Source organism: Ruficoccus amylovorans (assembly GCF_014230085.1).
In the GTDB taxonomy this organism is placed as follows: Bacteria; Verrucomicrobiota; Verrucomicrobiia; order Opitutales; family Cerasicoccaceae; genus Ruficoccus; species Ruficoccus amylovorans.
Genome location: NZ_JACHVB010000014.1, coordinates 342,670 through 367,296, shown reverse-complemented (window position 1 = coordinate 367,296; position 24,627 = coordinate 342,670). Strand labels below are relative to the sequence as shown.

The following is a 24,627-nucleotide window of genomic DNA, read 5'->3' as shown; positions in this document are numbered from 1 at the left end:
TGGTCGGCCCCCACTTTTCGTACCAGAGCGATGAGACGCTGGCTGGGTAGGATTATGTTGGTTGGGTTATGGTTTGCGGGAGTGCTTGGTGCAGTGAGCCCGTAGGGCGAACGGAGCCAAGCACTGCCTTGGTTTGATGCCAGAGTTTGGCAAAGGCGTCGGGGGATATAAAGCCCAAACGGCTGTGCGGATGCTGGCTGTTGTATTTGCGTCGCCAGTTTTCGATGACGACGCGCGCTTCGGTCAGGGAGAGGAACCACTCCTGCTTGAGGCACTCGTCCTGCAGGCGGTTGTGGAAGCTCTCCACGTGAGGGTTTTGCCAGGGCGAGCCCGGCTCGATGTAGAGGGTTTTGATGCGTTTGGATTCCAGGTAGTCCTTGGTCGCCGTAGCGATAAACTCCGGCCCGTTGTCGGAACGGATGTGCTCGGGAGCACCGTGCTTGGCGATGGCTTTGTCCAAGGCCGCGACGATGTCGGCTGACTTCAGCCCGCGAGCCACCGTCAGGCTGATGCACTGGCGGGTAAACTCGTCGATCAGACTGAGCACCCGCAGAGGCGCTCCATTGTCGGTGCGATCCGCCACGAAGTCCCAACTCCACACGTGCCGCGGATGCGTCGCCGCGGTCGGGATCTTGCCGGTGGACTTGCCCTGACGCCGTTGCCGGGGGCGCGGCGGCTTCACGCCCAGCCCTTCAGCCCGGCGTACCTTTTGTACCAGCTTGCGGCTGACCTGCCAGCCTTCGTTGGCCAGCAGCGCTCGTACGCGACGATAACCGTAGCGCGGGTTGGTCCGGCTCACCGCGATGATCGCACGCACGAGGCGAACCATCTTGTCGGTGGCGGTTTTAGCCCGGTAGCAGAAGCTCGACCAGTGCAGACGAAGATACCGACAGGCGGCCCGTAACGAGCACGTTCCCGACTCGGCCACCTCGCGCACCGCTTCGCGCTTGTGCCCCGGGCTTACCATTTTTTTGCGTTTACCTGCTCCAGTACTTTGATGTTCAAAAGCTGGTCGGCCACCAGTTTCTTCAGCTCGGCGTTCTCGCGCTCAAGCTCCTTCAGACGCTTCACATCGCGCAGCTCCATCTGTCCGTACTTGCTCTTCCAACGATGGAAGCTCGCTTTGCTCACATTGTGCTCGCGGCAAACATCGTCCACGCTGCGGCCTTCGTCTGCCTCGCGCAGGAGCGCCACGATTTGCTCTTCGGTGTATCTCTTTCGTTTCATACTTCTGGTCGGGTTCTACCCGCCAGGGTCTCAAACGCAATGGTACGATTCTAGGAGGTCACGCCAGTTTCACCTTTTCAACCGGGTTTTCGGAAAGCCATCCCTGCTCCACCCACCAGGCGAAGGCGCAGAGCAAATGGCTGCGCCGGTGGCGGATCGTCACGGCGGCATAGGGCAGCCCGTAGAGGTGTTCCCGGAGCACTTCGGCATCATAGGTGTGAATGGGCTTATCCCCTGCCCCTCCCCGGAAATCTTCCAGCGCCTTGCGGGCGTGCCCGGTGTAATTCACGTCCCGACCGACTTCCACCATCATTTGCAGGTAGGCCCGACTGGCATCCAAGAGCAGAATCTCACGAGCCTGGGCCGGTTTGCGCTGGAGCCAGAAGCGGTAAACCTCCACCGGGTCGGCGGCAGGATCGAGTTTGACCGCTTCCTGCCAGCGGATCAGTTTGCGCGGCTCGATGAGCGGGATCGAGGCATCCTGACGGGTGGCGTTCTGTTGGAAGCTCTCGATGAATTGCGCCCGGTCTTTCTCAGTGGCGAAGAACCGGTTCCGGCTCTTGCCATTTTCCGACCAACGGGCGACGTAGGGTTTCTTCCGATACGATTGGTAGGCGGTTCGTATTTCCATCTCACTCTAACTCTACCAGAGTGAGTGGACAATCATAGGTCTAAGTGGCAATTCAGATAGAAAGACAAATGATGCAGATGGATTTGAATTGTTAAACCCTGTGCAACAATCCATCGTGATATAATCCGAACTCTTTTGTTTTCTACTGTATGGCCAAGATTGAAAACCACAAGTACACCATCGAGGAAGCCTTCAAGAACTGCTTCTATATCGTCCCGGATTATCAACGGGAATATGTTTGGCAGGAAAAGGAGGTGCAATTGCTGCTCGATGACATCGACGAGCAAGTCGGCTCAACAACCTCGGAGTATTTCATTGGCACGATCCTGGTCGCCCCTGTGGAGGGGGATCGCAACCACTACGAAGTGATCGACGGGCAGCAGCGCCTGACGACCTTTTTCCTGATGCTCTGCGCGTTACGCAACCGGCTAACTGGAGAGGATCATCACGGCTTAATCAGCGACATCCTCACCACCCGGCGAACGACTCCCGAAGGCAACATCGAGACTCGCCTAAAGCTGGAGCCCCGTTACGAGCATGCTGGTGAACTTGTCGCCCTCATTGCGAAGCAGGACTCCGATCCAGAGACGACGCGCGCTGCGGTTGATATTGAAGGTATCCCCCACTTTGGCTCTCTCAACCGACTTCTTGATGCCTATGCGCTGCTGCATCGCTCTCTGAGCGAGAAGTATCCGACAGTGGCCGAACTCAAAAAGTTCTGGGGATATCTGGCCTCAAATGTCGTATTCATCCAGATATCGGCCGATGTCAGCAATGCGCTGAAGATATTTGAGACCATCAACGAACGTGGTGTGGGGCTAAACCCAATGGATCTGCTCAAAAACCTGCTTTTCACTCAGGTCGATCAGAACGAATTTAGCCGACTGAAGATGGAGTGGAAGAAGGTCACTGCGCCTCTGGAGAAGAAAAAAGAAAAGCCACTGCGTTTCCTCCGGTACTTCATCATGGCGAACTATCAGTTTGAGATGAGCCGGTCGGGCAAGAACGACTCAGTAGTGCGCGAGGACGAAATTTACACCTGGTTCACCAAGCGCGAACACGCTCGCATTTGTGAGTATGAGGAAAAGCCCTTCGAGTTCATCCGCAAGATCACACGGAACGTGGAGCATTACCTAAACTTTCGAGAGGGGCGAGACAACCACGGCAACCCCAGCCAAGCGATGGAAGGCCTGCGCAGCCTGACGGGCGCAGCATTCAGCCTGCACTACATTCTATTGCTCGCAGCGGTCCCGCTTCCCGCAGCTCTGTTCAACCATCTCGTTCGCCAGCTAGAGTCCTTCCTCTTCTATTACATCTTCACAAAGACCTCGACAAAGCAGTTGGAGCGAGATTTCTCGCTCTGGGCCGACCAATTGCGCACCATCTGCGCGGAGCATGACATAGTGGAACAAAAGCGCCAACTCGACGCTCTGGTTCAGGACAAATTTGCCACCGCAATGAAGCGGCTGGAAGGACAATTAGACGACGCGCTCAGGCGCTACACGCTGGGCTCGATGCAGAAGTACCGCAGCAATTACTTGCTCGCCAAGATCACCCAGCACGTCGAGACGGCTTTTCAAGGATCAGAAGCACCACTTGCCTCTTTCACCGGTTTACAAATCGAGCACATCCTGCCCAACAACCCGTCTGCTGCCCTGCGCACACATTTTGAGCAAACTAATCCCGGCATCGACTACGATGAACAAAAGAATCGCTTGGGTAATCTGACCATGCTGGAACAACCCCACAACGTCGTGGCCGGAAACGATTTTTTTGCGAAGAAGCAGGAGCTTTATCGCCAATCAGGGAACTATCTGACTCGTAGTTTGGTTGCGCTCGCTCAGGTTGGAAGTAATTCCTCAATCAGTCGGATGAACCAGAAGCTGAAGTCTTTCGACGAATGGAACGCCGAAGCCATTGAACAGCGACAGCAGTTATTGCAGAGCCTCATCATGGAAATCTGGAGCACCACGCATCTGGAGGCATAGCGAACATCTGGCGACGGGGGCACTGGAAGCTGAAGCCCCACTCAAAAACCTGTCCCCGGTTAACGCTCAGTTAAAGCCAGTTAAGGCAAAATGGGGGATTTGAGTCGTATTGAGGGGTATTCGGACAGGGTTTCTGTCGCGAATTAAGGCATTTATATTACGCAACTTGCGTAATAATAGCCATTTGGGACAAATAAAAATTGGAGGTGGCGGGACGCGGACTCAATCTCGTAAGTCGCTGATTACCAGCGAAGAGCGACTTCATTTATTTTTGAGTTAAGGCGTAATTAAATCAGTAGCGTTGCACGCAGTCGCATTGACGCACATCACTCAGTCACTTGCGCGTGCCAGAAGTCCTTTCGTTTGCAGGTTGGAGGGCGAAATCATATGCCCATGATTTTGCCAATTCAGGGCATATGAGTCGATGGGAAAGGAGTCTCCCGAGCATCGAACTCGGGCATTTTTTGAAGAAAAGTAACTACCGGAAAAGCTCATGCGGCCCTACCCTCCTCTTCCTCAATTTTCGGTAATGGATCGCGATAGTAGTGATTCAGGAGTCCACCGAGGTGTGCGATTTTTCGGATCGGGCCCTGATTGCGAAAGGTTTCCACGTCCGGTTCAATGATCTGGTTGTCACGGCCTTGATGCGGCCTTTCATGATGGTAATGCAGCACGTATTCGCTGATAGCTTTCCGCAGAGCATCCTCGCTGAAGAAAATCATCTTATTCAGGCACTCACGCTTGATCGACTTGACGAAGCACTCGGCATAACCGTTCATCATCGGCATGCACACAGGCAGCCTGAAAGGGATAGTGCCACTACTGCGCAACAACTCACGGAACGCATTTGTAAAGAGAGTATCCCGATCGTGCAGCAGGTACTTTTTTCCAGTCAGGAATCCCTCGAAAGCATCCGTCAGGTTCCGGGCAATCTGAAGCATCAACGCGCCCGAGTATTGGCAACCGATGTGCGTGATCTCCACCTTGCGTGTCAGTAGGTCGATCACGAAATGCACCCGATACATGGCCAAGCCGCGCAAAGTCCACACCGGCACCATGAAGAAGTCAGTGGCCGCAAGCTGATCGGCATGAACACGAATGAATGTCTTCCAATCCAAGCGACTGCTGCGCTCCGGCGACGGGCGAATACCTGCCTCACGCAGCACCTCCCCGATAGTCGACGTGCTCAACTTGGGATAACCCAAATTCTGCATCACCCCTTGGATGCGTGTGTATCCCCAGCCAGAGTTCTCAACCGCCAGTTTGATAATGAGCGCATTGCGCTCGACCCGCCGAGTATGGACAACGGAATGATCCCTTCCCTTTGGAGCATAGGCCATCGCGACAAACTGACGATGCCAGCGATAGATCGTCTCCGGTGTCACGAGCGTCGCGATCTTCATCAGCATCTTACGCCCCAGGCAACGACCTTTCTCAGCTAAGCGCCTGCGTTGGTTCGCGTTGAATCGGATGCGTTTGCCCTTGGTGTGGATGTCGAGTTGTTCGCGGAGAATACGGTTCTCCTCGACCAAATACTCAATGACTTGCTGCTGATGACGGTTCATCCAGCCAGCCATCATCGTCAGCAATAGGTAGGCTTGTTGTTTCAAATCTTCTCAGTATGAATTAATAGTGCATATACCGCAGCCGACTACAGCATGTCGTAAGCCCCGTTGGCGACCTTAGCGATGACGGCGTAGCTGATCTGCAATTCCTTCGAAACCTGGTTCATAGACTGGCCTTTCAGCATCGCCCGGATCTGGTCGCGTAATTCAGCCGTCATTTTGGTATGTTTGCGTCGTTTGGCAGGAGAAGCGCCACATTCCCGCTCAAGGTGGATATCATACATATCAACCAACGCCTCAACGAGCGCCTTCGGCGTGTCAAAGCCGCTCTGCTTGACGAGCGTCTTAAGCTTGGAGAGTGCAGCCCTCCGCGTTCTCTTCTGCTCAAGTAGTTGCTGTCTCTGCTTTTGCAGATCCTTCTTCTGTTGCTCGATACGTTTCAGTTCCTTGTCGATGTCCATGTTTCTGTTCTTTGATTATGATTCGATACGAATGTTAAAAACAGCTTCCCATCCGCCATCTTCCCTGCGGTAGGCAAAGGGATTCCCTGGAATCCCAAAGAACGCCCTCAGACGCGAAGCCAAGCGCCCTTTGCGCTTCTTGTTACGATGATCGGCGTGCTGACTTCTCCACGTAAAAACGCCCATCTCCTCGGCAAAGTGGTAGAGTAATTGCCATTGCTCATCCGGGGTGAGCGTGTTCCGGTTAACCATCCCCATGTCCTGAAAAGTGTAGGTTTCCCGGACGGAGCCGATGGAAGCCGTCACCGTATGGCCGTCCCGAAACACGATCGAGAGGTCGTGCCAAGCGGAACCCGGAGGTGTCGGAAACGTGGATCCCAGCACAGTAACCCCTCCGACGATTTCCTTCACCTTTTGCCAGCGCACACGTCCGGTTTCGGTCAGAATCGGCTCGTGACCGTTCATCTCTGTGACTTCCTCCAGAGGAAGGACCTGCCGCTCCATCCGCGAGAGCAAAGACGCACAATACCCGCCCATGCAATAACGGGCCGTCGGCGTCACCAGAACAAAGCGGGAAATTCCCTCCACGATCAGCGAGTGAAGGACTCGCCTCATGGCGTGCTCGTCCTTGACCCGCGTAAACAGCACCTGAGCCACGGTCGGCGTTCCGGGGACTTGCCCCAAACTCCATACATCATCCAAAATAGAGTTCATCTGCGGATGCAGCCCCAGACAACGGGCGATAGCCGGAAGCAGTATCTGCGGATTGATCGTGTAACGTACCAATTCCGGTCGTTTATAGAACTTCGTCGGGCAAAAATGCTCGTCGCACATCGCGGCGTAGGTCCCGTCCTCCTCTGGCACATCCGCAACCCGGTATTTGCAGTAATGGCCCTCTTGCGTTCGCTCACAGGCGATAGACTTCGTCAGGCCCGAACAAGGCATTAGATACGGGCGTAGACGCTCATAATTTTCGCTCAGATAGTGTCTCAGCGCGTCGTCCCGAGCCCCGGAACCGATCTCCTCAACCGACCGCCAAAACATGCTCGCACTGCTCATGACCCTTCACCCGGTCTCGAACTACAAATTCCCGCCGCTTCAGCCACTTTTCCAATATTGGTCCGTCACCGTCGCGCGTGTAGAGCGCCACGTTGGACGGCTTCAGCGTTAGTGTGCGCTCTTTCGACTGCGCGGTATAGCGGAGCTTGAAGGTCGCTTTTAACAAACGAGCACCCGGTGGGATGTACTCCCGGTGCTGCTTCATTGAGGCAAAGACATCATACGCCTTATGGGTGATGACCTCCTCGTAATTTCCATCAATAACATAGCTCAATTCACACAGGCGAGCTGATTCGATTTCAGGGATGTCGCCCGTAAACAACGCAGTCGCACCGTCGCGTAATAAAGGCTCAAGCGTGTATTTGCTGCGACCTGGAAAACAGTTCTCCTGACCAAACAGATAGAAACCAAACAGCTTGCGGTAGTGCTCGCGCTGCGTAGGCGTCTGCGCATTGACGCACAATTCCTCCGTCAGGGCATCGTAGATGATGAGGTCATACCGCTCTGGCCGGAAGCCAATTGTACCCATCCGACCCTCCTCCCATGTCGCCTGTCGCTTGTAGCGCTCGCCGTGACTGACTAAGAACCAATGCTCATTCGACTGTGGACGATGATTGATCCGGCAGCCGTGGCCCCAGTCCTTCTTTTTGAAGTAATAGGACAGACTTTGCTCCAACTGACGAATCCCTTCCGCACTCAGAGAAAAATCAGACGAAGCATCTCCCGCCGTACTGAAATACTCGAAAGAGCGCTTACGCTCGCAGGACTGATGCTGGTGAATCCACTTGAGCGCCTTCGGAGCGCTCATCCACAGGCTGAGCGCAAGCTCCAGCAACGTCGAATCCGGCTCAAGAGGCACCTCCTCCGAGGACGCGAGCATTTCCAAGAGCTCTGTGTTCTCTTCTACTGCCACTTCGTGGACAGCGTAGAGGGCATTCGCTACCTCTGGAGGAATATCCAACTCGGAAGTCATCAGAACGTCCGACAGATGCGCCAACTCAACTGGCCCTACCCGATGACTCAAGCAATCCACATCAAATCCACCGCCATGAAAATAGGACTGATAGGGCGTCAGAAAACGACGCAGCATTTCAGGCCGAATCACCGCCAAAACCTCGGGCCGCGAGAAGCGACTATGGCGTAGTGAAGTCATCGATAAATTAAATTACCTAAAAGCCAGGAAATATATCACTAGCGTATCCAAACATCTGGAATCCATTGATCGTTATCCTCACCATCGCTGACTCCGACGACCCATTCCATCTTTCTTGAAGATTCAGGCTTCTTCAAAACGGCAAGCAATTTGTGCTCTCCGATATCCAACCGAACGTCAATAGATTGATTGTTAGGAATCCGATGGGGAGACGGAGCCATACGTCCGCTTTCACGCCCGAATACATACTTGCCGTTCAGGAACACCCTACAATTTTCATGCGTATTGAAGATCACGCGAGCGTGAGTCGTACGCTTGAGGATAAAACGGTATTCGACAAAAACAGCCCCCTTGTCGAAAGCCTTGGAATCCATTGTCACAAACGAGCCCTCGAAGCGGATACTCTTCATCGGCGGTATTATCAAATCGAGAGGTCTCCCAATCTGCCAACCATGCCCAAACCAATCGGAATCAGCACATCCAACACGAGCCGGAATTGACATGTCTCGGGGTAGTCCAAGGGCATCCGCACGAACCGCTATCTTTCCTCTGAGACGTTCACGCAAGTTAATCACCATATCAGTAAAGGTGTCCAACGAATCCGGCGGCTTGATTCCCGTAATCTCTGGACTGAGCACAAGATTACGGCCAATTGGACGTAACCAGTCTTCACTGATCGACTCAGGAGCCATGATCCCAAGAAGGGCACCGACAGTCGCCGCAGTGCAGTCGGTGTCTTTACCGCAGTTAGCTGCTGTGCAGATGCTTCGGCTAAAATCTCCCCTTCCATCAAGCAACGCCAAGTAGATAAAAGCGAGATTTTCTGTTACGTTGGTAAAATTTTCATGTCCGTAGTTTTCTAGGATTTTCCCCCGGACCCTTTTCCAATCGTGACTCTCATTCCACCAACGCTGGGTGTCCTCGATTGAACGGCGTAGCTGTGTGCCCTCCGGGATGTGCTCGAAGCCGATAGCGATGACCTTATGGATGTCGCTTTCGACAAAAGCCGCGCTCTGCATAGCGGCCAACCAGACTTCGGCCCATAGTCCCTCACCCGCATGGTCGAGACAGGCATCCTCTCGTGCGTAAGCAGCCGCAAGAGTTGGATTCCCTGGAGCCAAGCAAGCCCATAGCTCACTGCGAATGGCCGCGCCCATGCCGTTGGCGAACCAGTTGTCGAAGCTTCCACTCAACGGTGGCAGAATTCCGTTCCTAAGGTTCCGCTTGCACACTCCATACTCGTCCCAAGGAAAATTGATGTGCTCGCGCCAGCCCTTGACAAACAGGTCGGAACTGACCCGAGGATGGTCCTGCGCATTCAGTAAACAAGCCCAGAGCACCTGTAAATCCAAGTCGTCGTTTGGCAACATGGTATTCGGCACGGGACGGTAGAACGTCAGGTCAAGCGGACCCGAGCATCCCTCGTAAGGCATGCCCAATGTACCACCAACAGCTTTTCCAAGCCAACAGCCAACAACTCTCTCACGATATCTCGAAATACTATCACTCATTTCCATACTTCCTGTAAAACAGAGTTATTAATCTCATATAACTCCACGTCTCTGTTCCAATTCCTGACGAATTTCCGCCATTTTTTCCCTGGTAAGGGTGTAATAACCTATACAAATTATATTCAACACAAGAAAAACGACGGGTATAATTACATATAAATTTAGCATAGTAACTAAAACATGATCAGGCTGACTCATTCCCAACTCAACATCGAATCCCGTCCACACGAGAACAACCCCACCCAAGCCACTGCATAAGGCGCTAGAGACTTTAGTTGTCAAAGAAAACACAGCGGAGAAACTGCCCTCTCTCCGCTTCCCGGTTATCAACTCATCGTAGTCGGCCACATCGGCCTGCATGGCAGGAACAATTAACCATAATCCAATCCCCAGTGGACCGATCAAAATGGAAGGAATAATCTGGAGCCACGGATTCGACGGGGTGTAGAAAATATAGACAGAGAGATAACCGACGAGTCCGGTTATGGCGGTAAGGTAAAGCATAAATCGTTTTCCGTAACGGGTAGCAATCCATGTGCAAACAGGAATCGCAATAAGATTGGGAGCAAACATCAGGGTCCCGCTTACCCCCATAATCATTGCCGCCAATTTAACATTGCCTTCACATACATAATAGGCATTAACGTAGAAACCCAGCGTTCCCACTAATCCAATTCCAAAGGTCTTGGTGATCACGATTATAAGTACCAAGATAAATGGCCTAGTTGTCAGGGTAATTTTCAGGCCAGAGATCAACTTTTGCTTCTCCTGCTTGCTGCTTTCCTTGGCATAGTAGCGCTCCTTGACAAAGATACCCGGAAGGACGCCGAGCAGGATTGTGCATGTCGCCAATATCAAGCTCAGGTAGCGCATTCCGTTGACAATGTCAGGAGTTCCATCAGCATTGATTCCCCAAACCGGCATTGATACAAAGGCCAAAATCCAACCGTTCAACAGCAGTAGTATCTTCTGAGGAAAAGCCCGATAGCTCGTAATGCTTGTGCGCTCATCATAATCCGGTGTCATCTCCAGTTGGAGACTATAGTATGGCATCGACCAAAGCGTAAAACATGTATAAAATAACAGGCCAGCGACAAGAAGCCAAACAAAGGTCATGCCCTCTGGCATCCCCCGAGGTGCCCACCACATAACGGGCAACAACACTCCGGTCAAAACCGCACCGACCACGATGAACGGTCTTCGTCTGCCCCAACGCGTCCGCGCATTGTCGGAAATATTCCCGACGACAGGGTCCGTAATCGCATCCCACGCCCGCCAAATCATGACAATCAGGCCAAGTAAACCGGGGTTGAGTCCTAGTCCAATGTTGAACACAGGAGTCAAATAAGTGCTTGGAATCCATATTGCAGCTCCTTCGACAGGTCCGCCCAAACCGTACGCGATTTTCTGACCAATCGGGACACGATCTTGTAAAGAAACCTTGGATCGGAAAATCGAAAATAACCGTAAGCGTTTCATATCTACAGAAAAAATCATATACATTCAGACAGTAGCTTATCTGTGCTGTCCTTGAATCAGAACGGCCAGATAAGCGGACAGCTACACCATCACGGCCTCAGTAGCTTGCACAGCCTAGCCACGAACCAATGCCGCATCATGGGATGGTACTGTTATATAATCACAGACAGGTCCATATCCGTTCAACAGTTCCGTCACCATCGAAGGTAACCCATAATCCTCAAAGCGAAATGTCAGTTCGGTTTCGCAATCATTCACAAACGCCACCGCTGGCTTACCATCGATTTTCCCTCCAAAAACATTCGGCCATCGATCCGGATTCCAATCGAGAGGAAGAGGCTCTTGCATGCGGCAGGCGGAAGCCACCCGCAAAATATGCAAACGATCTTGATCTACTAAGTTCAAATTGTCGCTCGTAAAGACAATCCCGGTCAGAATAGAAGCCACGGCAGAAATACGAGCCTCGCCAATCGTATAGTTCGCCTTGTTCTGGCGAGCCATGACAACGTCGGGATCGGCACGGTACCATCGATCAACCATCCACCAGTTTGCGATGGTGTCATGCCAGGCATTGGCTATTCCTGGACGCCCCGGATGACGGTCGCAGTTTTTAGGGCTGTAGTCAGAATCCCAGTGTGTTCCCGTATCACATCCGATCCGGCAACTGTCCACAAACCCCAAGACCGGCAAAAACGGCGCACTGCACGCAAGGATGTGCGCATGAGGAATGACTTCACGGATCTTCCGCATGACCGTTCTAAACGCGCTGACCGGTGTTTCCGTGGAATCGTATCGCATCCCGTCGGCCAACCCATAGCCGAGTGCATCCAGCTTGAAGTAGCGAAACCCCCAGTCCCACATGGACCTGAAAACCTCGGCGACATAGGTAAGCGCATCTGGATGGCTACCGTCTAGGCAAGCCCACTGATGATCAGGCGGGGAACTCCAACCACTAAACAAAAGTACTTGGCCGTCCTTGCCGCAGACAAACCATTCGGGATGCTCGCGAAAAACACGGCTGGCACTCGATGCGATCATGGGGGCAACCCATATGCCAGGAATCAGTCCTGACTCGGATACCCTTCGTGCCACCTCTGAGAGGGTAGACGGCCAAGTTTGCTTTCTCTCCAGCCAATCCCCATGATAGGGGAAATATCCTGCATCAACCTGAGCAATCCCCCGGGAAAAAGGCAATTCTGGACGAGCCATAATCGATTTCACGTCGGAGAGAAACAGCTCTTCTGTTACATTCTCAAAGTGATAGTACCAGGAGCAATAGCCATACAGATTCTCGCGGCTCTCAAAGGAGGGAAGTTGCAGCCTCTCTGCCACTCTCTCAGCATACTCAATCAAAAGCATCCTCCAGTCATTACCTGTGAGTACGATAATTTCCTCCGGCTCTCCCTCATCCGCAACAGATGGCTGAACTACTTCAATGCACACAAAGCGCGTATTGCGCTTCTTAAGCGTGAAATACGTCTGCGACCGTATGCAGGTGACAGCTCCCGCCAGCACGTACTGGTCGGTTTGTGCATCCCCAACCACAATAACGTCCTGACTGGGAAAATCCCCGTCAGAGGACCCCGGAGAAAATAAAACCGACCCTGCCCATAACGGCGACATATTATTGGCCGAACGATAGATCGTATTGGCAGAGGATGGAAGGTTAAGGCTAAACTCACGCCGATAGCAGGTGCTCGCACGGGTCCAATCAGCATTCATAACAACAAAAATACTCCAATTAATATATAGCATTATAAGGATCACGTGATTGTGATCTCTATAACGGGAACCTCACACTCAAACGGCAGGCATGTCGGCAATTCCAACGTAACCGCCCCCTCTGGCGTCGCGCTGCTCAAGTGTGCGTGCACTTGGCTGTCGGACGTTCGCCGTATGATCTCACTTCCGTCAACCATGAGTTGCGCATACTTGACACGCCCCCTCATCCCGCGAAGATGCAGGTGTTTAAACGGCCACGCAAAACAGTGTAGATACAGCTTGCCAGTTTGGAAATTCCACGTGTAGCGACAATCCGGGGGCACGATGAACTCAATGGGGGCGGGCCCGCATCCGTATATTGATTGCGAATGATGATGCATCCACTTAGCAATACCGTTCAGCGCATGCGTCGCGCGAGGATCGATCTCGCCGCGCGAGGTCGGACCGACATTGAGCAACAGGTTCCCCCCGCATGACACATGACGCACCAGCATCTCGATGCACATCTTCACGCTTTTCCAGTTTGTCTCATCGCGAAAATATCCCCATGACCCAGAAAAGGTCTGGCATCCCTCCCATACCGTAGGCTTACCGTCATCGCCGACTATCGGTTCATCCGGCGTGTACTGCTCGGGAGTCATGATATCCCCCGATCCCGGCAAATCCAAACGGTTATCAATGATAATATTCGGTCGGAGGCTCCGCACATGATTGACCAGTTTTTCCGACTCCCAATCGTCTCTCCCCTTCCCACCTGCTTGCTGATTGTAGCTGAAATCGAACCACAGGATATCGATATCGCCGTAACAGGTCAGTAGTTCTGTCACTTGGTCGCGCATGTATTGTGCATACGTTGGCATGTGGCGCACTTGATTACACACGGCCCAGTTAACCTTCTCCCGATAGGGGTGAATCCGGTCCACCGTAAAATCCGGATGATGCCAGTCTATCAGTGAATAATAAATTCCGATGCGTATCCCCACTCGCCGGAAGGCGTCAATGATCTCGCGTAAAAGATCGCGTCTCTGGACGGTATTCGTCGCCTTATAATCGGTGTACTGGCTGTCCCACAGACAAAAACCCTCGTGGTGCTTTGCCGTAATGATGACGTATTTCATCCCGGCTCTTCTTGCCAGCTCCGCCCATTGCTCCGGTTGAAAAAGATCTGGATTAAAGAGGTCAAAGTAGGTCCGATAATCCTCGTCCGTAATCTCCTCCTTATACCGTATCCATTCATGCCTTGCTGGCATTGAGTATAGCCCCCAGTGGATAAACAATCCAAAGCGGGCTTGCGTAAACCATCTGACATCACCTTTATTCATCACACTCATCGCATTAAAGTAAACGCTATTGGCTATTTCTCTCGAGTGCCTGCAGGAGCACTTTTTTCCTGTCCGTATCAGACTCAGATCGCTTTCGATCCTCCTTCTCATCAGCGTGCTCAAGGCTCCATCCGTCCCACTCGCGAAACGCATGGTAGCTCCAATCCCAACCGTACTCTTCGAAGATGGAGATACAGTCCTCCAAGTACCGCTCGCCGCCCTTGGACCAGCGCGCAGTAGAGAATTCTCCCACATAGATTTTCGCGCCGTATTTAAGCTGAAAATCCCGAACGGGTTGTAAGACCTCCTTCAGTTTCCTGCGGTCAAAATACTCGTTTTTTTCGTAAAACCCTGCAGGCAAAGTTCCCGGATAGGCCGCCTCAAGCAACGGATTTCCGCCGACCCCCTGGTGAGTATAAAGAGCAGGCTCATACATGTGAACCTGATAGATAATATCCTCAAGCGGAAGAGGCTTGAGGTACCTAAATGTCTTTGGTGATGCGTTTAGATTGGACTCGATTATAATCGGTGTCTCTTTGTCGATCTCTCTCACCATCTGTGCTGCGCGGTATTGCAACTCCAAATAATCAACCTCGTCCGCAGGTACCACCTTCTGGTATGGCTCATTCAAAAGGTCATAGCCGTACAACGCCGGATGCCCGGCCACTGAGGTCGCAAGCACCTTCCACGCGTCAAGAAAGGCCTCGGCGAATTTCTTCTCATGAAAAAGGTTCATCTCACCGCCCGGTCTACGACGACCACCGGGAGGGACATGCAAATCCAGCACAACCTGCATATCCAACTCGTCCGCCAGGTCCAAAACACGCAAAATATCGGGGACACGTTGGCGGACCCACAGAAGATACTCCTCCACCGATTGATCGCTGTCAGCCTGATTCCAGTTCCGAATGAGTTGCAAACGGAGCAGATTCGCCCCCCAACGCTTCATCTCGGGCATATCCTTGCCAAAGAAGGCTTCCGTGAAAGTCGAGGGTGACATAAACCCGCGCCGATGCGGCATTGATTCGACGGACTCGGAATAGGCGGCTTGAGTGATGTTGCTTCCAGCTGCCGGGTAAACGTCCGTAGCGTCGATAAGCGCTAGATTAAAGTTCCGGAACCAAGCGCTTCCACTCGCTCCCTCAATTCCGATCATGACCGTCAACTCGCTTCCCGGATCCAAAAAAAATATTTCCTCAACCGGCTCCCATTGCGTCGTACCATACTTAGCAAGCGTTGATGACTCCCGCTCCCCATTAGTGCTTTCCTGCACCACGACAAGCTTAGCACCAGCCCATCGGTAGGTGCTATTTTCACGCGCTAACTGCTCACAACGAATCTCTCCGCGCACACGTAGAGCCTTCCCCTCAAAGCCATCAAATGCATTGAGGTCAGCCATAGCCCAATTATCTGAGAAAACGTCCGTAGTGACGACTTCAAGCAACCTGTGTCCATTCTCACCGATCACACGGCACCCGTCGTCATACAGTTCCCATTGCAAAGGGATTTCATCATTGAAGATATCTACGCTTTGCGGGCCACTAGATTCGGCCCTCAGCACGATCGACATAGCAACGCAAAAAGGGATCAAAACCAATATAGCGTATCTATCATTAAAAATGATCATAACTCGACTGAATATTATCAATGACAGCACCATCTTCAGATGACTGGATGACAAGCGTCCCGGCGCAAGCTCCATGCGGAACCTCACCCTCGATATTAAAAGGCTGATAATTCTGGGTCAGCTTCTGACTAAAATCTTGGAGCGTACGGTTCTGATCGTTCCACTGAATGCTTACATTCAATGTCCCAGAATCGCCACTCATGCTTCTGGCCATGCCGTGCAGACGGAAGTGTTTCTCACTCACCCCGGGCACTCCGTAAAACACGAATTTGCTGTCAGCATCCGCGGGGATGACCGCCGCCCCGTTGCCTTGCCACGCGTATGCCCCGGAAGCGTCGCGGTGCGCGTTCCCGCTATAGCGAAAACTCCGATGGTCCTCCTCAAACTCGCCGCGGTAGTTGAAGTGGTCTTCCTCTGGCACATGGACAAGACCCGATGTCGCCGTAAAATCACGCCACACCGGCAATTCAGGAATCTCGACCGTATCAGAACAGGACTGACGCCCATTCGCATCCGTAATCATCGCATACGCCACCAACTGTCCATCCCGCGTCAAGGGCTGCCCAGAATGAGCCACCCAGGTATTGCCCGCCATTCTAGCATTCAGCGTCTTCCAATCGCGCTGAAAACGGAAACGATCCCTCGAGTCAGTTTTATAGATGACGGTAACACGTTCTACCTCACATCCAGGCTCCACTTCTATCTCAAAGCGATTACCGTTATCTGTGCGAAGAGCACGAAAACTAGAAATCTCCGGCCATGGTTTTTCCAGCCCTAGAACGGACATGAAGTAAGCCAATGGGACCGTTTCATCATTAATGAAACGGTGGTTCACACTGGGCCACATCAGCAGTCGTTTCTCCGTCGGAATGCGCCTCCATGTTTCGAGGACAGTCGGCATCCAGTAAAAGACGTCATCGGTCCCCGAAATAATCAGCACCTCCGCATTATAGTTCTCCAAATAATTCGCCGAATCCATCCGTTCCAACCAGTAAGCTTTGTAGTCGGCATCATTAACACGATTCAAAGCCTCGTAGATACCCCCAAAATAGCTGCCTGGGTAGCCACTAATGGAACCATATTTGACCGAGGCCGCCCGGATCTCCGGCTCGATTCCCAGCAGTATCAGCGTAAGTTGCCCGCCCACCGAAACTCCGGACACGCATATTTCATCCGCATTCACCTCCGAGCGACTACGTAAGAACTGCAATCCTCTCCGCAAAAAAAGAATAGCGTTACGCATGACATCCACAGCAGGGTCAATCGCTTCATAGTTCGCCGTCGTCATACGACCTTCCGCAACATAGGACGACTGGAGCCCCGGACGCTTATCCGAGGGATACTCCCAATCGACCTGCAAGCACGCGAAGCCATTTTGAGCATAATATTCAGACACCTCGACCGGCAACTTATCCAAACTGCTCCCATGGACTCTGAGCACTGCGGGATAGTTTCCCTCTTCGATCGGACGTGAATATACGGCGTACATTCTGGTCTCTTTTCCATTAAACGGCTCACCGTCCATATAGAACTCAGTGGTACGCACTCCTTCCGCATCACGTTCCGCAATCATATCTATATTGAATGGATTATCAATTGGGTTGGCGATATCCCAAAAACCGTCCAGAACGGGCTCATCGGCCAACAGCGGGTAGCAGCCAAATGCAACACTTAAGGCACTTACCAACATTTGGATGTACAGTCTTATTTTATAATAATAATTACTCATTGTCATACATGCATTCACGGCTTCCAACTGTCACATCCATGATGTCCGTTACGACATCCAAGCTACCGACATGACCATCATAAAACAGCACATTCACATGCCCCCCATGCCGGGGAAAAACATTCCATGGATCAGATGACCATAAGGGATCTTCAGGAAATCTGGCATAACCGTAACTAGTAGTCGCAACGCTCTCTCCACGATCAACCCAATCACTTGGATCATCCCCCAGGTTGGCAACAAGTCCGATATCTGCCACAAATATAGTCCCAGTGGGGTTTTTAACATCAGAGATAAAAGCAGACTCCTGGGCCACGGAAACGGAGTGCAATCCAATGTAATTATTAATCCCATATGAGGCGGGTCGAGTTCCTGATGCTTTTGTTGAATTTGTAGGTTCGTTATAGGCTCCAGACGGACACCAGAAAACTCCCTTACCTTCCGCAGTTTGATCAGGCAAATAGGGCTCCAGATGTACTCGCCATGTTTTATGATAGCTACTTTCCGGCAGGCGACCAACGATTGGAACCAAACGCTGATTATGATCCACACAATAAAGAGCAGAGGCGACTCCGATTTGCCTTAAATTTGCCAAACACTTCGACGCATTAGCCGACTCCTTGATCCTTCCGACCCCGGCAATCAGGATACCGGTCAGAACTGCCACAATGGCAATGACAACAATCACTTCAACCAGTGTAATCCCCCGGGCGGAAGAGAGTTTTGATCTATTAACATGAAGGGGTAATTTCATGCCCTCGACTTAGTCAGATATTTTTAAATGTCCGAAGTTGTTATTGCATTTTGCGACGATTCATCTTTGCCCCGGAGCGAAGGTATAGCGTGATCAGCGAGCAAATAATTCCGAGAAAGATCGATGCACCGCCAGCTTCCGGGATGACAATAACGGCGATTTCACCAGTTGTGGTGGCATCCAGAGTCCAACCGGACGGCACATCCAAGGCCAATGCCAATTCATTCGCGGTCATATTCCCCGTGTAACTGATCAGTAAATGGCGACCATCACTCCAACTAGCGATGTTTGAAAAACTGACAGTACTGGCCCCAAAAGCAACATCACCGTCGATATTCAGGCGATCTCCCACATCGAAGAGCAGAAACGACCCATCCTCGGATGATAAATTCCCGTTAACAGCAAGTATTCCTGTCAGGCTCGTTGTCCCATCGGTATCGATATCTCCAGCGGAAAGCGTAGCCCCAGTTTTGATCAGCACATTACGATTAATCGTTCCCACACCGGCAAGCGTAGCCCCGTCCTTAGCAATGACAGAACCCCCTCCTGCGCTAAGTATGCCATTCACGATCAGAGTCCCCGATTCAATAAGGGTTTCACCGCTCCAATGGTTTGCATTCCCATACAGAGCCACGATTCCAAGTCCCGTCTTAGTGATGGTATCCTTATCGCCAGTAGCATGCCCCTCACGCACGATGCTTCCGCGCACATTGACCCGTCCTCCTTCGGCCGCAGTAACGATTAGTGGCATAACATTCGACGGATAGGTGCCATTCAGAAGTATATTTCCGGTAAACTCGGAAACGTGTGCGCTTTTCCCCCCAACGGTAGAAACACGGTCTCCACTGCTCGATGTCAGGCGTATTGTTTGCGTAACTGTTATTGCGCCATTGGTAAGAAGGGCAGGTGTCCCGGCACTAGTAGTTGAATCAGAACCAAGCAATATATCTTTTGTGACATTACCAAGCGCACCATCAGAGCTTAACACAAGCGTCGTATCTCCCCATACTTTAATGCGCGTATTCGCGGTAAATGCATTAGTGCCACTCAACTCAACGCTCCCCCCCCCATTAAGGGCAAGAGTGCCAGCATCGCCAGAGATATTACCCGAGATCGTCAGTGCTTGTTCTGACTGGGCTTGTAAATAAAGATAAAGGCCACTGTCTATATTCATCGCCCCCGTAAGAGTTAAGTCAGCATTCTCAGCCCATATAACACCATGGTTCGACAACTGGAGGTCATTACTAACAAATTGCTGACTGGAAGACCGATTCCTGATGATGTAATTGGACGATGCAACCCCAGGATTACTCCCGCTGATCGTCAGCATCTCTCCAGAAACCTGATAGGAGCCAGCCCCTTGAAGAAAACTGATAGTTCCAATTGACCAAGCTTGATCAACGACGGAAACTCCGCCCTCCCCCAGTACATAGTCAACAACGGCCGTCCCGTCATTCACAGGAGCAATACCGCCCTGCCAATTTTCACCAATAGTCCACTCCGGAGTTGCACCACTGCCAGTCCATTCAACTGCGAATGAGTTCGGTATCAGGGCATATAAGGAAACAACGCCCGAGGTAACAGCATAGATACGATGTATAGTTTTCATGGTATTTGGGGTGTGTGTTTATTTAAAAGTTAACGAAACCGTAAGGACAACCGTCCTATTTATCGTGTGAGCGAGGTTGCGAATTCGTTATACGTTAATCGATTTCTAAAAGAAAGCCATATTTCTTTCAGAGTCAACCATCAAAATCTTAAAAATTTATGACCCCATTGCCGTCAGTCCGGTGGAGCAGTGACAACGAGGTAGTCTGAAGCGAGCCCCCCGACAAGACCAAGACACGCCTGCCCCCCCTAACGACCGGGCTCAAAATACGCCGTGTCGCACTCATACCGGACATCTCTCAGTGGTTCCACTCTCCAATCAAACGATGAGTGGACTAACAGCGAATAATCAGATTGCTCGGGATGGAGACACATTCTCCCATCGGACGATTCTCCGTCAGCTTCCTCTTCAATATACGGCAGAGTGCCTCCGCCATTTTCTCTTTATCGTAGCTGACCGTCGATATTTGAGGAATTGCGTAACGGCAGTGTAGATAATCACCCTCACCTCCGACAAAAACATCCTTACCCAGTTGAAGTCCTTGCCGCTGAAGTGCCCAAGCGACGCCCTGCGCCACTGCATCATTGTGAGTCACAATCGCATCAAACTCTTTCAGGCTCGTATTCTGCAAAAATTCATAGGTATTTCGGGATTCATAATCGATATGTATAATCTTCTTCCAGTTCGGCGGCGAATACAATTCTCCACTCACCTCCGGATGCCGAAGAAGAAATTCCCGAAAACTGGCAATCTTCGCCTCCGCCTCAATTGCGAAGTACTCGGGGTGATTGGCTTTGACATTACAGGAACTGACAAACGCCAAATGCTTCGCTCCCTTGGATAGCATGTAATCGAGCATCAGGGTGAGATGATCCCGCGCGTTCCAGAATACCATATCCTGTTTCTTCGCCCACGGGCTCAGACTATCGACCGGCATTGAGTCCGTTTCCGAAATAACAACGAGCGGGATATTACGGCGCACACTTAACCTCAGCAATTTCTCGTCAAGTTTCCCATAGCAAATGACCGCCTCGGCATCCGCAATCGTCTCATTCCAGGATTGAATATCTGACTCATCTCCAACGGAACGAATCTCCATAGCCAAGCCCAACTGCAACTTCAACTGATCGATAAGAACAATCAGAAGTTCGGATAACATCGGGTTACGATAGGAGACGTACGACGGGCATGTCGGATACGAACCGAAAATGAAAATCGCCTTTTCTGCCAGCACACTATTACGGCGAAGTTGACTGCTAGCCATGCTGGGCCGGTAGTTAAACTGCCTCATCGCTTCCATGACTGCGCTCTGCTTTACCTCGCTCAACGGGAAGTTCTCCGTGCAGTTGATAAAATTCGACACCGCAGCTGTCGATAGCTTTGCCATCTTTGCGATTGTTGCCAAAGTTACTTTCTCACCCATTGCTGTTGTTCCACATTAATAGACTTTTTAATCCCGTCATACCCTATGTAAAAGGTCAAGCACCAGCGCAAAAAAGCATGCGCGGTGGGGGATATCAGATTGATCGGCGCTTGCTCCAATCCCACATTGTCCGCTCTCTGCCTCTCTCACCCCCACAGATCATTCCGTCATACTAGGACTCGGGGAACAGTGCCATGAGTGCATCCGCATATATTTCCAATCCCGTACGATTGGGATGGTTTATCTGATTAGTCATCAACGTCAGGAACGGAATGCCCTGACGCCATAAGCGTCCATAACGGGCCGAAACGTCCGCGCATGGTATCCGATGTGCGCTAGAGAAATTACGCAACATGGCTATATACGCCCTGGGATCGTCGTCTATATTTTTTTGCCCCGTTGCGTCTTCCATTCCCCACCCGCGCTGGTAACTAGGAGCAATCACAATCCATTCAGCTCCAATCGCATTCAGGTCTGTCAAAATTTGTCCATAATTTCGCTCGAAATTTTCCTGGGAATGCCAACTGTCATTGATGAACTCACTGATGACCAAGTCCGGTTTGGGCGCGATAACCTTTTCACGGTAATTGTGCGGATGCCCCGCCGGAACCCCGAAATAATCATTTGTGTTTCTTCCTCCCCACGCCTCAGTCACTAATACGATCTTCGCCTGGGGAAATCTTCTCTGCAATTTTTCGACAAACTGGCGTTGCCAACGGGCTCCTTCTCCTTCTTCACGTAGATATCCGCCGTCTGTAATACTATCTCCCCAAGCTAAAACACGCAGAGTCCCGCCATCGCGCAGCTTTTTCATCGTTTCGGGAAGCAATTCGTCAGCCACTGGGTTCGGTCGGATGGGATAAGACGTTTCCAAGATCGGATAAAAATTGCCTTCAGTCAGTAGTTCCTGCCTGCCGGACAGAAAGATATTTGCAACCCTCACTTCTCCCGACTCCGCCTCCGGGGGCCTAGCTTGAGTGACAAGAGGTTTCCCCTCGCGATAATACAGTTGACCGTTTTTAAGAAAAACTGAATCAATCCGTTGCGGATAGAAAGAATAGTCCACATAAACCGGTTCATCCGCACCGATGCTTCCTCCTTCCACACGTCCGATAGTACCCCATCGCGGATCAACCAAATAGTCACGCCCCAATTCCATTCCAACCCCATGTTGATTCCGGACAACCACAGAATCGACTTCAAGTGCATCTGGAGTCATATAGATGCCTTTCAGTCGATTACCCTTATCCCAGCCAGGGCCTGAGGCTTTGAATATTTGCACAGAGGATAACTCTTCATTAAATACTTTGACCTTGGCCAGCGGCGAAACATTAAACGACTCGTCACAGACTCCGTCATTTATCGTATCGACTATCGCATTAAAGGCCCACTCCCCTGATAGCTTGAGCCGAGGAGTGGCGCAAAGTCCATCCACCCGAACCGCTTCAAGCTCTGATTCTGATGGACGCGGAGTTGCGGACCTTAGTCTAGGCTTTTCATAGATTTTTAAGTTATCGAAAGAAAGATTTCCCGTTGCCATCTGAAGCCCCAGCAACACCTTCACGGCCTCAACGTCATTGGGAATTTTCACCTCGTTCCGAAAACCGGTCCAGTCATAGTCCCCATACTCTTTCGGCTGATCATGCCATTGTTCTCCCCCACTCGCCGAACGAAAGTAGATCGTGAGCTTGGGTCCCATATGAGCTTGATCGTGATACTGCCGCAGATTCTTAGCCCTAAGCTGACCGTCTAGAACAACAGTCTTCCCTCGCAATAATTCTGGATTCAAGGAGCAGACAACAACATCCACTCCCGGTTCGGTAGCAGTAACGGTAAGGCAGCCCGAACCATTTTCGCCACCGGTTGCCTCATAGTCGCCGGCGTTGCCCGTGAAACGCTGCAAGCTATTCGCGGAATCAAAATCCTCGAACCACAACAATTGTGAGGCCTCCACTTCCCCATCACGCATCGAACGCCCCGGATCGTCGGCGTCTACAGCAAGCAACAACGAAGCACAATAAACCGAAATGGCGTGGATAATGAAAAACCTTAATGTTAAATACATGACAATGTCTGTTTGAACACATGAACAATCTTAGAACGACGAAATCTGTCATCTCCGCCCTTCGCTGAGAAATTGGGCTAAAGGCAACCGAATAATCCGTCGTCCCTCCCACAACAAGTTGGGCATAAGATGTAATTCCAATGAAACGCTAAAAATCGATATACGTTAAACGCATTCTTCATGGTTAAAGCTTAAGTAGTCAAGCCCAATTAAAAGTTTTCCCAATGAGACACGCTCATCCTACTGGCAACTTCGCTTTAATCTGTCTCATGAGGCTGAGCCGTTTTGAAGTTCCGGCAAGTCTCTTTCACGGAGGCTGGGCTAGGAGACCACCTCATGAAAGGAACACCGCCGGGGTCCAAAAGATGCCCGTTCTTCAGATGAGGTCTGCCCTTGAAGCTCACGGCGTTTGCGGCGGACTCATCCTAGGGTCGAATGCCTGCTTCGGTATTCACGGGGTGACATTTTCATGATCAGTCTGAAACAACGGTTATAATTCGAGAGGCTCCCGTAGCCACAGGCAAAGGCGATCTCCGCGACCGATTGTGTGCTCTCAATCAGTTCACGGCATGAGCGAGAGACGCGCAGTTCGTTAATGAAGTCCGTGAAGCGTTTGCCGGTCATCCGCTTGAAATAACGACAAAAAGCCGACTCGGCCATACCCGCCGCTGACGCAGCCCCCGCCAGGGTGACACGCGAATCGAGTTCCTGGAAGACATAGCGATAAATCCGGGCCATGCGTTGGCTCGCTTCGGCGTCCAGAATCGGCATGAAGCCCTCGCTGCTCAATCCCTCCAAATCCTCGTCAGCCACGCTCATGTCATCCAGCAGGTGAAACAGCGCGAAGAGGCGCCGGGCTCCGTCCAGCTGCCGCATCCGGCGGATGCGCGCAACGGCGGTTTCCCGTGCGCGCTCGTGCAGCTTGAACCCCGTTTGTGCCCGGTTGATGAAACGGCGGATCGCGGCCAGTTCGCCCAAACCGAAGAACTGTGGGCCGAAGGTATCCGGCAGAAACTGGATGACCAACGCCCGGGCCCGTTGTCGCAGTTTTCCCTCCGGGTTGTGGAAATAATGAGGAAGCGAGCAACCGAAGGCATAGACTTCTCCAGCCGAGAAAGGCCAGATGCGGTCCCCGACAAACAACTCCCCTTCGCTGGACTCGATCAAGGTGATCTCAAACTCGGGGTGATAGTGCCAAGGTGATTGAAACCGCACCTGGTTGAATTCACGAAAAGCAAACGCTTCGTGTCGGGTTTCATGGATTGTTTCGAGGGCGGCTTTCATGTTCAGATCAGTGGCCGG

At 51.7% G+C, this 24,627-nt stretch carries 19 protein-coding genes; 1 reads left to right on the top strand and 18 read right to left on the bottom strand.

Annotated elements, in window-relative coordinates; genetic code table 11:
• Positions 1-52: 52 nt before the first annotated feature.
• From H5P28_RS06075 to H5P28_RS06065, 3 genes are read right to left on the bottom strand one after another with little or no spacing between them, the layout of a single operon-like run.
• Positions 53-967 (bottom strand): IS3 family transposase, encoded by a 915-nt coding sequence (locus H5P28_RS06075; RefSeq protein WP_185673678.1) that lies wholly within the window; start codon positions 965-967, stop codon positions 53-55.
• Entirely contained in the window at positions 961-1,227 is a 267-nt protein-coding gene (locus H5P28_RS06070; protein ID WP_185673679.1) for a transposase, read from the bottom strand. Before H5P28_RS06070 ends, H5P28_RS06075 begins: the two co-directional genes overlap by 7 nt.
• Before the next feature lie 58 nt (positions 1,228-1,285).
• Positions 1,286-1,858 (bottom strand): hypothetical protein, encoded by a 573-nt coding sequence (locus H5P28_RS06065; RefSeq protein WP_185674820.1) that lies wholly within the window; start codon positions 1,856-1,858, stop codon positions 1,286-1,288.
• A gap of 149 nt (positions 1,859-2,007) precedes the next feature.
• On the opposite strand from H5P28_RS06065, the gene H5P28_RS06060 reads away from it, so the two are divergent.
• Positions 2,008-3,846: a DUF262 domain-containing protein gene (locus H5P28_RS06060; protein ID WP_185674819.1), complete on the top strand. Its 1,839-nt coding sequence runs from the start codon at positions 2,008-2,010 to the stop codon at positions 3,844-3,846.
• Positions 3,847-4,337: 491 nt separating this feature from the next.
• Here H5P28_RS06060 and H5P28_RS06055 read toward each other — a convergent pair whose 3' ends face one another.
• From H5P28_RS06055 to H5P28_RS05985, 15 genes are all read right to left on the bottom strand, one after another.
• The gene (locus H5P28_RS06055) at positions 4,338-5,456 is read right to left on the bottom strand and encodes an integrase core domain-containing protein (RefSeq protein ID WP_185674818.1); all 1,119 of its coding nucleotides are present in this window, start codon (positions 5,454-5,456) and stop codon (positions 4,338-4,340) included.
• A gap of 41 nt (positions 5,457-5,497) precedes the next feature.
• Positions 5,498-5,872, bottom strand: coding sequence for a hypothetical protein (locus tag H5P28_RS06050; protein WP_185674817.1), 375 nt, complete (start codon positions 5,870-5,872; stop codon positions 5,498-5,500).
• Positions 5,873-5,887: 15 nt separating this feature from the next.
• Positions 5,888-6,817: a hypothetical protein gene (locus H5P28_RS06045; RefSeq protein WP_185674816.1), complete on the bottom strand. Its 930-nt coding sequence runs from the start codon at positions 6,815-6,817 to the stop codon at positions 5,888-5,890.
• A 79-nt stretch (positions 6,818-6,896) separates the two neighbouring features.
• Complete coding sequence (locus H5P28_RS06040; RefSeq protein ID WP_185674815.1) at positions 6,897-8,084, bottom strand: hypothetical protein; 1,188 nt, start codon at positions 8,082-8,084, stop codon at positions 6,897-6,899.
• A 38-nt stretch (positions 8,085-8,122) separates the two neighbouring features.
• Positions 8,123-9,595 carry an ADP-ribosylglycohydrolase family protein gene (locus tag H5P28_RS06035; protein WP_185674814.1) on the bottom strand — a complete coding sequence of 491 codons (1,473 nt, stop codon included), beginning with the start codon at positions 9,593-9,595 and terminating at the stop codon, positions 8,123-8,125.
• Positions 9,596-9,628: 33 nt separating this feature from the next.
• On the bottom strand, positions 9,629-11,074 hold the full coding sequence (locus H5P28_RS06030) for an MFS transporter (protein WP_221773369.1): 1,446 nt from the start codon (positions 11,072-11,074) through the stop codon (positions 9,629-9,631).
• A 114-nt stretch (positions 11,075-11,188) separates the two neighbouring features.
• The gene (locus H5P28_RS06025; RefSeq protein WP_185674813.1) at positions 11,189-12,796 is read right to left on the bottom strand and encodes a glycoside hydrolase family 36 protein; all 1,608 of its coding nucleotides are present in this window, start codon (positions 12,794-12,796) and stop codon (positions 11,189-11,191) included.
• 41 nt (positions 12,797-12,837) lie between these two features.
• Entirely contained in the window at positions 12,838-14,118 is a 1,281-nt protein-coding gene (locus H5P28_RS06020) for an alpha-L-fucosidase (RefSeq protein ID WP_221773368.1), read from the bottom strand.
• 25 nt (positions 14,119-14,143) lie between these two features.
• Positions 14,144-15,745 carry a glycoside hydrolase family 5 protein gene (locus H5P28_RS06015; RefSeq protein WP_185674811.1) on the bottom strand — a complete coding sequence of 534 codons (1,602 nt, stop codon included), beginning with the start codon at positions 15,743-15,745 and terminating at the stop codon, positions 14,144-14,146.
• Complete coding sequence (locus tag H5P28_RS06010) at positions 15,732-17,474, bottom strand: alpha/beta hydrolase family protein (protein ID WP_185674810.1); 1,743 nt, start codon at positions 17,472-17,474, stop codon at positions 15,732-15,734. The genes H5P28_RS06015 and H5P28_RS06010 overlap by 14 nt, the downstream gene beginning before the upstream one ends.
• The gene (locus H5P28_RS06005) at positions 17,467-18,228 is read right to left on the bottom strand and encodes a prepilin-type N-terminal cleavage/methylation domain-containing protein (RefSeq protein WP_185674809.1); all 762 of its coding nucleotides are present in this window, start codon (positions 18,226-18,228) and stop codon (positions 17,467-17,469) included. Before H5P28_RS06005 ends, H5P28_RS06010 begins: the two co-directional genes overlap by 8 nt.
• Positions 18,229-18,268: 40 nt before the next feature.
• Positions 18,269-19,837: an autotransporter outer membrane beta-barrel domain-containing protein gene (locus tag H5P28_RS06000; RefSeq protein ID WP_185674808.1), complete on the bottom strand. Its 1,569-nt coding sequence runs from the start codon at positions 19,835-19,837 to the stop codon at positions 18,269-18,271.
• Positions 19,838-20,171: 334 nt separating this feature from the next.
• Positions 20,172-21,260, bottom strand: coding sequence for a LacI family DNA-binding transcriptional regulator (locus tag H5P28_RS05995; protein WP_185674807.1), 1,089 nt, complete (start codon positions 21,258-21,260; stop codon positions 20,172-20,174).
• Between the two features lie 172 nt (positions 21,261-21,432).
• Positions 21,433-23,325 (bottom strand): SGNH/GDSL hydrolase family protein, encoded by a 1,893-nt coding sequence (locus H5P28_RS05990; protein ID WP_185674806.1) that lies wholly within the window; start codon positions 23,323-23,325, stop codon positions 21,433-21,435.
• Positions 23,326-23,745: 420 nt separating this feature from the next.
• Positions 23,746-24,609, bottom strand: coding sequence for an AraC family transcriptional regulator (locus H5P28_RS05985; protein WP_185674805.1), 864 nt, complete (start codon positions 24,607-24,609; stop codon positions 23,746-23,748).
• Between the last annotated feature and the right edge of the window lie 18 nt (positions 24,610-24,627).